Source organism: Candidatus Melainabacteria bacterium (genome assembly GCA_003963305.1).
Taxonomy (GTDB): Bacteria; Cyanobacteriota; Vampirovibrionia; order Obscuribacterales; family Obscuribacteraceae; genus PALSA-1081.
Genome location: RXJR01000024.1, coordinates 1 through 11849, shown reverse-complemented (window position 1 = coordinate 11849; position 11849 = coordinate 1). Strand labels below are relative to the sequence as shown.

The 11849-nt window shown below is 50.6% G+C and carries 12 protein-coding genes; 11 read left to right on the top strand and 1 reads right to left on the bottom strand.

The window, feature by feature from the left end:
- The first annotated feature begins 44 nt into the window (after positions 1-44).
- The 11 genes from EKK48_22945 (at position 45) to trpA (ending at position 10834) form a co-directional block, all read left to right on the top strand.
- A complete protein-coding gene (locus EKK48_22945) occupies positions 45-620 on the top strand; it encodes a hypothetical protein (protein RTL37549.1) in 576 nt (191 codons plus the stop codon).
- Positions 621-831: 211 nt separating this feature from the next.
- Complete coding sequence (locus EKK48_22940) at positions 832-1548, top strand: hypothetical protein (protein ID RTL37548.1); 717 nt, start codon at positions 832-834, stop codon at positions 1546-1548.
- A gap of 264 nt (positions 1549-1812) precedes the next feature.
- Positions 1813-2328, top strand: a complete 516-nt coding sequence (locus EKK48_22935) for a hypothetical protein (protein RTL37547.1) — start codon at positions 1813-1815, stop codon at positions 2326-2328.
- Between the two features lie 64 nt (positions 2329-2392).
- Entirely contained in the window at positions 2393-4051 is a 1659-nt protein-coding gene (locus tag EKK48_22930) for a tetratricopeptide repeat protein (GenBank protein RTL37546.1), read from the top strand.
- A gap of 317 nt (positions 4052-4368) precedes the next feature.
- Positions 4369-5874 carry an anthranilate synthase component I family protein gene (locus EKK48_22925; GenBank protein RTL37545.1) on the top strand — a complete coding sequence of 502 codons (1506 nt, stop codon included), beginning with the start codon at positions 4369-4371 and terminating at the stop codon, positions 5872-5874.
- Positions 5871-6461 carry an aminodeoxychorismate/anthranilate synthase component II gene (locus EKK48_22920; GenBank protein ID RTL37544.1) on the top strand — a complete coding sequence of 197 codons (591 nt, stop codon included), beginning with the start codon at positions 5871-5873 and terminating at the stop codon, positions 6459-6461. Before EKK48_22925 ends, EKK48_22920 begins: the two co-directional genes overlap by 4 nt.
- Complete coding sequence (gene trpD / locus EKK48_22915) at positions 6455-7414, top strand: anthranilate phosphoribosyltransferase (protein RTL37543.1); 960 nt, start codon at positions 6455-6457, stop codon at positions 7412-7414. The genes EKK48_22920 and trpD overlap by 7 nt, the downstream gene beginning before the upstream one ends.
- A complete protein-coding gene (locus EKK48_22910) occupies positions 7272-8186 on the top strand; it encodes an indole-3-glycerol-phosphate synthase (protein ID RTL37542.1) in 915 nt (304 codons plus the stop codon). Before trpD ends, EKK48_22910 begins: the two co-directional genes overlap by 143 nt.
- Positions 8183-8845, top strand: coding sequence for a phosphoribosylanthranilate isomerase (locus tag EKK48_22905; GenBank protein ID RTL37541.1), 663 nt, complete (start codon positions 8183-8185; stop codon positions 8843-8845). The genes EKK48_22910 and EKK48_22905 overlap by 4 nt, the downstream gene beginning before the upstream one ends.
- Positions 8845-10011 carry a tryptophan synthase subunit beta gene (gene trpB, locus EKK48_22900; GenBank protein RTL37540.1) on the top strand — a complete coding sequence of 389 codons (1167 nt, stop codon included), beginning with the start codon at positions 8845-8847 and terminating at the stop codon, positions 10009-10011. Before EKK48_22905 ends, trpB begins: the two co-directional genes overlap by 1 nt.
- The gene (trpA, locus tag EKK48_22895; GenBank protein ID RTL37539.1) at positions 10004-10834 is read left to right on the top strand and encodes a tryptophan synthase subunit alpha; all 831 of its coding nucleotides are present in this window, start codon (positions 10004-10006) and stop codon (positions 10832-10834) included. Before trpB ends, trpA begins: the two co-directional genes overlap by 8 nt.
- Here the strand turns inward: trpA and EKK48_22890 are convergent.
- The coding region (locus EKK48_22890; GenBank protein RTL37538.1) for a DUF3592 domain-containing protein at positions 10824-11849 on the bottom strand (1026 nt) is incomplete at its 5' end. The genes trpA and EKK48_22890 overlap by 11 nt on opposite strands.

Genomic DNA, 11849 nt, shown 5'->3' with positions numbered 1-11849 from the left:
TCATGGACATGTGCAGGATGTCGTTCCTCTCGAGAGATAAAGCAATGCATCGAAAAAACAAATCAGGACGAGAAATTGAATTACAAGTTCTTGGATTTGCAGCCCTCATGTTCTTTAATGCCCCCGCGCAGGCTGCCGAATCAGACATCGCTTATGCCGCACCAGTTTCAGGGGCTTATCAGGAATTCGATCTGGGTGCCTCCAGTCTTTCTGCTGCGTCGGCCAATTATTCTCAGAGTGTTGAGTCGGGTGTTTCAGGTGGAGTCGGCACATCAGGAACGGGCGGAACCTACGGCAACGCGTCAGGCCCGACACGCCGACCTGTTCATGGCGCACCGCGCACGACGGGGACGCAGGGAGTTGTCATGGCTCCGGCGAGAACAGCGATTCTCGATCGCACTTTCGGACGCCTGATGTTTTTGCCTCCCACATCGACCGATAGCTTTGTGCGCAATTCCGCCGGCAATGCTGATTTGATCTATGGAGACGAGGGCTACGACGGACCCCCTCCGTTCTACGGATTCGACGAGAGTCATAGAATCGAGCGCGGAATCTATAACCCCGGATTGACGACCGGTCATCGCAGCGCGCTGCCGGACGCCTGGGGCTATCCCAACTAGCTGCAGTGCAATGCGAGTCTGAAAAAATCCTCCGTCTTCATTTTCGAGGCGGAGGCTCTCCGCTTTTCCGAGTGTCACGCAGTTGTCACAAGGTTGTCACGAGCGGTCGCATATATTAGCCTCAGAGATGCCTTTCTCTCCATAAGAAACACCCCGACAACATTTGTTGTCAGAATCTTGTGGCCCGCCCGATTTTACCAGGAGCTGCATCATGAGCTTTAAACAATTACTAGAAGATCCATCCGAACGCGTGCGCACTGCAGAAAAAATTGACGTTCTGGAGAGCACACGTATTGGAATTTACGATCAAGGCAGCCAGCACATTTTCAAACAGCTCGATAAGGGTTTGAAGGATGTTTCGCAATTTCTACCGCAAGTTGATTTGACAGGGTTCGGACAGGAAGCCAAAGATCATGCCACCGGCTTGGAAAAAGTCTGGCATGGTGTACAGGAATTTTTTGGCAAGCATCACCAGACACTCGACGAGCAGATCCAGGAAAAGGTCGTCGAAGGCATGAAGAACAGCAAAGATCCAAAGGAGCAAGCCAAGTACAAGGCTTACGAAGAGGAAGAGAAAGCGATTCAGAAGTATAAAGATGCAGTGAGCAACTGGGGACTGCAAATGACACTTATGCCTGGTGAATTCCCCGAGGCCCCTAAGTGCCCAATGCATGAATTGGTGCAGCAGCGCGCACGAGAGCAAGAGAAGAAGATTACCGCTGAAGTACGTTCTCACATGACTCCCGAACAAATTGCTAAGATCGATGCCGATGCTAAGAAATATGCCGAAGCAGTAAAAGATTCCTGGACTATTCACAATCCATACGGGACTGGAGAAGGATTTAGAAGACCACCAGAACCAAGTGCCGACCTGGCCAAATATTGGCGCTTGATTCAAGCGCAAACTGACGTCGATACCTTCCACTAAGGTTCAGGAGCTTCGTAGCTGGGGCGTGGGTCATGTCCTCGCCGACTTGCGCTCCAGGGCGAAGCACTATATTTGGTGGCAGATCGTATGATGATGCCGACCGAAACGCTTGATCGAAATTTTTTTTTGACCGAAAATTCTTGACCGAAATTTCTGACCGATTGTCCAAAAATATTCGTACCCGTATATAACTGACATGGAGCCCGATTAGCTCCATTACCAGATTCTCACTGCCGAAGTTGCCTTGCAACTTGGGAGGTTACTATGCAACCACTTTTAGCAGCAATGCTGCTAGCTCTCGTTTGCGCGCTTCTGCCGCAATGCGCACAAGCGCAAGGGCAGATGTACGCGGTGCCGAGTTCGGCAAGAAATCAGATTGCCTATAAAGCACCCGGTGCAGCGCCATCGGTTAGTTCTCAGTACAACTTCGACTACCCAGCAATCAATCAAGGAGAGAACATTTCAGGCGGCGTTGCTGCCGGAAACAACCCCGGATTTTCCAACCAACCGTTTGACTATTCAAACGGGGTATCTGCACCAAACTCAACGGTAGACTCCTGGACTGCTGCACAGAGTGGTGTCTCTAATGCTTACAACTCACACGCTGCCGACTCTAACCAGACCGGTATGTTGCCGAGAGGAGGGCGAGCCATGGTCAGGTCTGTCGGCTCTTATGCTATGTCTGAAGCCGACATTCAAGCCGCTCGCCGAGCCATTTTAAGCGGAAGCTTCTTCAATTACCATGGCACTCAGAGCAGTCAGACAAGTCGGAATCGGTGACTATTTCCTGGGATTATCCACCGATTTCGGGTATGTTTTTTATGACAGTACCCGAGATTAGTGGATGCCTGCCGGAGATTCAGAACGAGAACTTAGCGATGTCGTAGCATCGTTAGAGTATGCCGCGCAGGCGTTTAAGCAGAAGAACTACAGTGCTGCCGAGCCTATCTACCGCAGGGCATTCGAGGTGCTGGAACGCAATTTCGGTGCCAGCGATCCCGATACTATCGCCTGCCTGCAAAGTCTCGGTGACATTTATTATCAGATGGGCCGTTACACCGAGGCGATGGCGCACTACAAGCGGTTGCTCGTCATCGGCGAAAAGGTGCTTGGGCGCAAGCACCCAATGGTTATTGATATGGTGCTGCGTCTGGCATCGACTTATCAGCAGCTCGGACTCGACGCCGATGCCGAGACGTTATTTCGACGCGCCAACACGATGTCGCAGTCATCTATGGCAACATTGAACAGACCTTTGCCTGAAGTGAAGGCTCTTCCATCCGAAAGTATTGAGTCGGCGCCGGTCAGGACAGGTGCAACTCGCTCCAGTCGCTTCAAAGACGTCGAACCTCCAACACCTCCAGCGGATCTTCCACGTTCGCGGCCGGGCAAGAAGAAAGATGGAACTAAAAGCGATGCAATGCAGAGCCTGCTGATTTCGATGCAGCGAGCCAGTGGCGTTGTGATGTCGCTCATTGTCGTCGGTGTTTTGATTTTCTGTGGTTTCATGATGCTCAATGTATTGAACACCAGTTCAACGAAACCAACACAACTGAATCATCTGAAGGGCACTGCATACAAGACTTCGGACGGTCAGATTGACCTTGTTATTTCGGCAAATGGTGACCCGACCTACAAAGTTGGAAATCAAACCTTTGTTGCCACTGTCACCGCCATGGGACCAGATCTGATGGACTTCAAGGAGTCCATTCTGAGCTCGCTGCTGAACAGAGAAATCTGGTTCGAAGAGACGCCCCTTGGTTTGCAACGCGAGGACGGTACGGTTCTATACGCTAAGAACGGACCTGAGCTAAAGGTGGTGCGCCAGCTTGAACTGATTTCGAAGATTGCCAGCTCCTGGTTTCAACAGCGACGCGAATATCCAAGCCGTCAGGGCGAAATTCAATTGGGAGAACTATCGCAGAATCCCGTCAGCCTCAGACCTGAGACTCCCTCTATCGATCGGCTCGAGAGTGGCAGCGAGAATGTGCAGGATTTTGTCGACGTTCCTGTGAACAATTTACCGCTCGAGAAAATTCTCGAGTCTGCTGAAAATGGAAAATGGCTGAGAGAAGCGGCTCCGTATGGCGGTGGTATCCACTGTTTACGCGCGATTGAAAAATTGCCCGGCGGCGAAGTGCGTAAATTCTTTGCTCACGCATTCGATCGCAACAGCAAATTCATTGCAGGCTCCGTTCCCGGAACGATCTATTTAGTGGCATTCAGCAACGGTAAACAGTTTTTGCCGGAGCCTATCAACGCTTCCCAAGCCGGCAGACCTCCCAAATTGTGCATCGTGCGTCTGCCGAGTAATACACCGATCTGGTTGCTGCATTATTTCACACCAATTTTTTGTATTGGTATGGCGTTTATGTTTTTCCTCATGGGACGGGCAAGCAAGGCTGCTGGGGAGCGCAACAATGGAGTTTCGATGGGGACGCGCATTGGTTTTGTCTTCTTGTTCATCGGCGCGTTATGGATCGTCAGCTACTTCGTTCCGTAATCGGGTGCCCCGTAAACTTCTCAAGACAGTCATTAACTTTGCAAAAGTTGAAAACAGCTTGCCATTCTCTACCCTTGTGCTACCATGGCAGCTCGAAGGTAGAAACCGGAAAGCACTGCTCGGAACAATGATCCAACTCGAGACAAATTTGCCTGGCTTTAAAGGTTGGTGGCGCTGGTCGCAACAGCCAGGTAAGCTTATGCCCGGTTGGTAGTCGCTTTCGAACACCAAACCGAATTCATTGACCGCAAGCTTACCTGTTATGGAGCTTGCGGTCGTTTGTTTTTTGTCTCGGATAAAAGGAAGTGCAACCTACCATGAACAAATCAGGAACTCAGAATCTGGAATCTGACATCAAAACCGCTATCAATACTGCCGTTATCACCGTCGCGTCTGACTTTGGCACGCCTGTTTCTGTTTTCCACAACCTCAGTCAGCTCTCGAAAGACGGATTTTTGTTTGAGAGTACCGAAGGCGACGGACGGTTAGCGCGTTTCTCACTGGTCGGGATCGATCCGATTCGCACTATCTCTCTAAAGGATGGGGTGGCTGAGACCGCCGATCATCGCGGGCAAGTGAGCACTATCGATGCGGTCGATCCAATTGAGCTTTTACGTTTGCAGGTGGATGAATTCGTAAAGTCTACGTTCGGCAGCGAGGAAGAGCTGCGAAAATTCTTGAAAGGTTCGATCATACAGAAGCTCGAGCTGCCCTTCATCGGCGGTCTGGTTGGTTATATGGGCTACGGTGTGGTTACGGCACTGGAGAATATCCCGCGTCAGCAATCTGCGCCATACGAGGTGCCAGACGCCCGTTATGGATTGTACGATTCGGTAGTAATTTTCGACCAACAATATCGAAAAGTTTCATTTGTTTCGCATCGCGGAGAGGCGCACGCCAGGCAGCTTCTGGAGCAGGCTCTCTCGCCGGTCAAGTTGCCGCCGCAAGAGATTCCTTCGCAGGCATTAAATGAAGAACAGATCTTTCATAACGTCACCGGTCCATTCAGCGAGAAGCAATTTACAGATGCCGTAGCCGCGACGAAAGAATTTATCGCCGAGGGTCAGGCCTTCCAGATTGTTCTCTCGCAGCGGTTCTCTGCGCCTTGTTCTATTCCTGCTATCAATATTTATCGCGCGCTGCAGGCCACCAACCCATCACCCTATGCATACTTTCTAAAATGTCCTGACTTCGTCTATCTGGGATCATCGCCCGAAACATTTGTGCGCTCTCAGAACGGACATGTTTTGCTGCGTGCCATTGCCGGCACTCGTCCGCGCGGTGTTGACGACGATGCCGATCATCGTTTGGCCCAGGAGCTCAAGGCCGACGAGAAGGAGATGGCGGAGCACCGCATGCTTGTCGATCTGGGCCGAAACGATCTGGGGCGAGTCTGCACCGCCGGCACGGTCAAAGTCGGTGAGATCGCCTGTCTGACCAGATATACGCACGTAATGCATTTGTTCACCGAAGTATACGGCGTGCTCTCTAAAGAAAAGACTTGTTTCGACGCCTTTCGCAGTTGTTTTCCTGCTGGTACTGTATCTGGTGCGCCTAAAATCCGCGCCATGCAGTTACTTTCGAAATTGGAGCCGGAGCAGCGTGGCATTTATTCCGGAGCAGTGGGTTATTTTGACCTGCTTGGAAACATGGACGGCGCGATTGCCATTCGTTCAGCGCTTGTAAAAGACAATCAGGTGCACGTTAACGCTGGGGCGGGAATCGTCTATGACTCCGATCCGACAATGGAGTACCGAGAGACCCGCAATAAGGCGAAGAGCTTGCTGCAAGCCGTTAAATATGCGGAGGTGAGCAGCAAATGAGCCTGGTAATCATTGACAACTATGATTCGTTCACTTTCAATTTATTCCAGATGTTGCAACCTCTTATCTCGGAGCCGATTAGAGTATTTCGCAATGACGAGATCACATTCGAAGAGCTTCGTAACTTGAATCCGGACCATGTCGTGCTCTCGCCTGGTCCCGGACACCCCGGAAACGATTCGGACTTCGGCGTTTGCAAAGACGTAATTTTGAATCGCAAGAGCCTGAAATCAGCCGTATTGGGAGTGTGCCTGGGGCATCAGGGCATTGTGCATCATCTCGGTGGCAAAGTCGTTCGGGCGCCCCAGATCATTCATGGAAAGACAAGTAAAATTCGAGTGAAGAGCACTTCACCGCTTTTCGATGGTATCGGGGATGAATTCGAGGCGATGCGCTATCATTCTCTGATTGCTGAACTGTCCACAGTGCCTGTCGAAATAACCGTGACAGCGCAAGAGGAAGGTCAGGGGCTGATCATGGCCTTGCAGCACAAATCTGACCGTCTTTATGGAGTTCAGTTTCACCCTGAGTCGATTGGTACGCCGCAAGGGCAGAAGATGTTGGAGAATTTCATCGACAAATGCTGAGCGAAGATACCATAACCAGCCTGGTCGATTGCGAACTGCCTGACGACAAGATTCGACAGGTTTTGATCGATTTGAGCAGCGACAGAATCGACTTGCGCATATTGACCTCGTTCATCAGATCGCTGAAAGAAAAATGTGCTCTGCAGTTCGACGGAGCGACAGATGCTCTTGATTGCAGTGGCACTGGCGGGAGCGGATTACCTCACTTCAATACATCGACAACAGTGGCCTTTGTGCTGGCTGCTGGTGGCGTTAGAGTGGCGAAGTTCGGCAATCGAGCCTCGAGCAGTCTGAGCGGCAGTTTCGATTTGTTGGAAGCTCTGGGCATACCCGCTTCTATACCTTACGAGCATATCAATGAATTGCTTGATAATGTTGGGCTGGTCTTTCTCTACGCCCCTCATTACTATCCGGCGCTGGCGAAACTGTCAGCAATTCGGCGCACCTTGCCGGGTCCCAGTATTTTCAACTCGATTGGTCCCCTGCTGCATCCGCTCAATCCAAAAAGGCGCGTCATGGGTACGAGTGATGAACTGATCCAGCGGCTGGTGGCCGACTATTTGCTTTCGGATTCGTTTACCGAGCGGGCAATTGTGGTGCGATCCGAGCGGGGGCTGGATGAATTCGATCCCTGCACCACCAGTAGTTATATTCACATCTTTAATGGCAAGGCGGAGACGATGACTGTGCCACCTGTTGATGACATCGAGGAAGATCAGGACATTATGACTCCTGAATACAGCCACGAAGTCTTTCACCAGGTTCTTGTCGGCAGCGCGGAGCCTTACTTCATGAATTTGGTCTGGGCCAATGCCGCTGCCGGATTCCTTGTGGCGGATAAGGTCGGCATCATGGACGATGGCGTGGCTCTGGCTAAAGAGCTTCTGCTCACAGGCGCTGTGGCGGCTAAATATGAGGAATGCCGGAGGGCTTATGCCTGGTTCGCTAGCTGAAATCGTTGAGAATAAGAAATCCGAATTGTCTGAGCGCATGCGGCGACGTGAGCTCGATTCAATCCGACTGCGTGTTGCTAAGGCAAATCACGAATTTGCTGCTGCGCTAAATCAGCCCGGGGTGAACTTGATTTGCGAACTCAAACCGAAATCGCCGTCGGCTGGCGTATTGCGCGAGCAAGTCAATGTTGATGAAATAATCAATTGTTACAGCCGCCACGCCAGAGCAATTTCTGTGTTGACTGATGCCAAATACTTTGGCGGCAGTCTTGAACTCTTGTCTTCAGTCAATAGTAAAAGCCAGTTACCTACTCTCTGCAAAGATTTTGTGATTACACCATATCAGTGCTTTGAAGCTCGGGAATCTGGTGCCAGTGCGGTCTTGCTGATCGTGAAAATTCTCAGCGACGCTCAGTTGCGCAGCCTTTACCAGTGCATCACTTCCCTGGGAATGGATGCCGTTGTTGAAGTGCAGACGGCTGAAGAAGTGCAAAGAGCCTTGCGAGTCAAACCAACTATCATGATGATTAACAATCGTGATTTAGGCACATTCCAGATGGATCTGAGCACGACTGAGCGTCTTGCGGCGTCCATACCGGCAGGTACGATTTTAATTTCCGCAAGCGGAATTTTAGCGCGAGCAGACATTGAGAGATTGCTTCCCTATTGTTCAAATTTTTTGATCGGTTCGGCTCTCATGAAGAGTGACAATATGGATGCTTTGTTATCAGAGTTTGTGAGTTTGCAGCCGAAAGCAGGAGTCGTATCATGACTCTAGTCAAAATCTGCGGCATCACCAATTCGACCGATGCCTTGAATGCAATAACTGCTGGAGCGACATATCTGGGCTTGATTTTTGTCGACAGCAGCGCCCGTAAAGTCGATGAAGTTGCTGCCGCAGATATTTCGCAGGCAATTGCGGGGCGCGCCAGGACTGTTGCTGTCTTTAAGAACAGCTCGCTTGATGAGATCAAGCGCATAGCCTCAATACACAAATTTGACTTTATTCAACTTCATGGAGCGGAGTCACCAGATTTTTGCCGAACGTTGCAAATGCCGGTGATTAAGGTAATCGAGTTGCAGGCTGGCAGCAAGGCTCTTGATCTGGAACGTCTAATAGATGCGTACAAGTCTTGTTCTTACATACTTTTTGATAAGCCGAAAGATTTGGATTTCTCTGAATGGCTCGATGAAGCAATTGAACTCGTGGAAAGTCTGAATGTGAGCCGCCCCTACTTCTTTGCAGGTGGGTTGAATCACACGAATGTGAGGCGGGTTTTGAACCGACTTAATCCTTATGCACTAGATGTTGCATCTGGTGTCGAAACTGCTCCCGGGCTGAAAGCGATGGACAAGATGATCGCATTCTGCGATGCCGTCAAAGATAGTTTTGGAACTGGTGCGAATCTGGTCAATGAGGCAATTTCCTGATGAAGACGCTTGGATATTTTGGTACTTACGGCGGCGTTTATGTGCCCGAAACGCTCATGCCGGCGCTGGAAGAATTGGAGTCGGCTTTTCTTGTAGCTAAGGAAGATAAAGGCTTCATGGGCGAACTCGGCAATCTCTTTCGAGATTATGCAGGACGTCCAACTCCTCTCTACTATGCCAAAAATCTTTCTCGCCTCTGGGGCGCCGACATTTTTCTCAAGCGTGAGGACCTGCTGCATGGTGGCGCGCACAAAACAAACAATGCCCTGGGGCAAGCGCTGCTTGCTAAATCAATGGGCAAGAAGCGCATCATTGCCGAGACAGGAGCTGGGCAGCATGGTGTCGCATGTGCCATGGCAGGTGCTTTGCTCGATTTGCAGACAGAAATTTATATGGGTGAGGTCGATATTGCCAGACAGCAGCCCAACGTTCAGCGCATGAGATTGATGGGAGCGACGGTGCATCCGGTCACAACAGGAAGCAAGACGCTCAAGGATGCCATTAACGAAGCGCTGCGCGACTGGATAAGCAACCTCGGCGATACGCACTACTTGCTTGGAACAGCTGCTGGTCCGCATCCATTCCCGACACTGGTCAAGTTCTTCCAGAGTATTATCGGCAGAGAGGCGCGTCAACAATTTTTCGAACGCTATCAGACATTGCCAGACTACGTGATCGCTTGCGTCGGCGGTGGTTCCAACGCGATCGGCATGTTTTCTGCGTTTTTGGATGATGCAGATGTTAAATTGATTGGCGTTGAACCGGGTGGGCATGGTTTGTCTAGCACCAAACACGGTGCTGTCTTGAGCAAAGGCAAGCCGGGTTGTTTGCATGGCATGAAGAGCATGGTTTTGCAAGATGAAGATGGACAAATCATCGAGGCTCATAGCGTTGCGGCCGGGCTCGATTATCCTTCTGTCGGCCCTGAACACGCTTACCTGCAAGAGATCAATCGCGCTCGCTATGTTTCAGTCGACGACAAAGAAGCACTGGCTGCATTCAATGAATTGTCGAGGCGAGAGGGCATTATTCCAGCGCTTGAGAGCGCTCATGCCCTGGCGTATGCAAAGAAGCTTTGCCTGGAGTTGAAACCTGGCAGTCGTGTGCTCATCAATTTATCCGGTCGCGGTGACAAAGATCTGGCGGAGGTTCTCAGGCATGAGTAAGCGTTACGAGAGACGTTTCGAGAAGCTCAAAACGGAAAACGTGAAGGCGTTTATGCCGTTCACGGTGCTGGGTTGGCCGAACAAGGAAAAGTCCTTAGCCATTATTAAAACGATGATCGAGTCTGGTGCATCTGCGCTGGAGCTGGGGTTTCCTTTTAGCGACCCGGTTGCTGACGGTCCGGTAATTGCCAAGGCGGCATTCGACACGCTCGAGTCTGGTTTCAAGACAGCAGATGCTTTTTTCTTGATCAGTGAAGTGCGAAAAATAGATGGAGAGATTCCGATTGGAATTCTTGTCTATTACAACAACATATTGGCTTTTGGCGTGGAGGCTTTCTTCCAACAGGCAAAAGTTGCAGGAATAGACGGAGTCTTGATTGCCGATCTGCCAGTTGAGAGTGCGGACGAGGTCTTGCCGATCGCAAAAGCCAACGATGTTGATTTGATATTTATCGTTTCACCAGTAACAACGGAAGAGCGGTTGGCTAAGATTGCCACTAATGCTGGTGGCTTCATTTATCTCGTGTCTCGATTGGGCGTCACCGGTACAGACAAGTCTGCCAATAATCTTTCCAATCTCAAGTCATTAATCGGACGCTTGAAGAGCCAATCTCCGTTGCCCATCTGTGCTGGTTTTGGTGTCTCCAACAAGCAAACTGCTACAGCATTGCTTGAGGTTGGAGTCGACGGTGTCATAGTCGGCTCTCGAGTTATTGAAGTCGTCAATCAATCGGGTGACCAGTTCAGCGTTAAGCTGGCTGAGCTCTTCAAAGATCTGGCTGACGCCTGCACTGAAAAATTGGCTACAGTTTCTACGGATTGATTACTGTTATAGCCGGCGCCCTGGGCGGTACTGCGTTGTAACGGCAGAAGCGATACAGCACAACGTTGTTTGCGTTTTTGTCGCACAGAATAATCTCTGTGTCGCCAGCGCATAAGGAGAAGTACTCGTCTTTTGAAATCTGAATGGTTCGACGAACCGTCGAACCGTTCATCAGCCAGCTCAAATCTGCCACGCAAAGCTTCTCGCCGAGTACTCGAGTACTGTCGACTCTGGCTCTAAAGGCCTGTCCAGTTCTTGCCAGCATTCTTTGCCAGAGCGCCGGTGAAAGTAGTGCTGTCAGAATGATAAGATTGACCAGTGCCATTAGCGCGAACAATGTATTATCCACGCTAAGCTTTTTGCCGGGTGAAGCACCCAGTGGCTCTCTTATTGTCGGGTTTGAGGGCAGAACTGCGATTGGATAAGTACTTCCCTTCGTATACTCGGGAGCACTAATGCTGCGCTCCTCTGATTGGTGATAGACCTTGCCGTTGAATGTGTATTTGTAATCAACCACTCTGTAATTTTTTGAGCTTAAGTTAGTGTCCACGTTGGTGACGACGGCCGGCACCGTAACGGCATGCGCTGCAAGCTGCGCATCGATTCCCAGGGCGTTGGAACCGAAATTTACCATAAGCCACATGAGTGGGTTGACGAGCATGATAACGAAGATATCGCGCGGACTGATTCGACCGCAGTTACCGTTCCACTGTACCTTGCGCGGCACATTCGCGTGCGAAAGTTCGGGTGGGAGTGGCGCTGAAAGTGGTGTCGTGTGTCTGGTTACAGGTTGACCAACAAGAGAGAGTCGTTGGCTACTTTGATTGGCAAGCGCTTGTCCAACTTGCGCCTGGGGAGATTGCAAGTGTTTCGACGATTGAAGCTGCTGCTGTTTTCGGTGCGCTGCTGAGTTTATTGTGTTCGTCAGATTGGTCAACTTATTGTTTGTGCCACTCAGTGGCGGTGGCTGCACGAGCGACGTAAAGTTGTTGTTGTTGTTGTTGTTGTTGTTGTT

Coding starts and splice junctions, on each gene's coding strand:
- EKK48_22935 (RTL37547.1), top strand. CDS start 1,813: ATGCAACCACTTTTAGCAGCAATGCTGCTAGCTCTCGTTTGCGCGCTT.
- EKK48_22930 (RTL37546.1), top strand. CDS start 2,393: ATGCCTGCCGGAGATTCAGAACGAGAACTTAGCGATGTCGTAGCATCG.
- EKK48_22905 (RTL37541.1), top strand. CDS start 8,183: ATGACTCTAGTCAAAATCTGCGGCATCACCAATTCGACCGATGCCTTG.
- EKK48_22925 (RTL37545.1), top strand. CDS start 4,369: ATGAACAAATCAGGAACTCAGAATCTGGAATCTGACATCAAAACCGCT.
- trpA (RTL37539.1), top strand. CDS start 10,004: ATGAGTAAGCGTTACGAGAGACGTTTCGAGAAGCTCAAAACGGAAAAC.
- EKK48_22940 (RTL37548.1), top strand. CDS start 832: ATGAGCTTTAAACAATTACTAGAAGATCCATCCGAACGCGTGCGCACT.
- EKK48_22920 (RTL37544.1), top strand. CDS start 5,871: ATGAGCCTGGTAATCATTGACAACTATGATTCGTTCACTTTCAATTTA.
- EKK48_22945 (RTL37549.1), top strand. CDS start 45: ATGCATCGAAAAAACAAATCAGGACGAGAAATTGAATTACAAGTTCTT.
- EKK48_22910 (RTL37542.1), top strand. CDS start 7,272: ATGCCGCTGCCGGATTCCTTGTGGCGGATAAGGTCGGCATCATGGACG.
- trpD (RTL37543.1), top strand. CDS start 6,455: ATGCTGAGCGAAGATACCATAACCAGCCTGGTCGATTGCGAACTGCCT.
- trpB (RTL37540.1), top strand. CDS start 8,845: ATGAAGACGCTTGGATATTTTGGTACTTACGGCGGCGTTTATGTGCCC.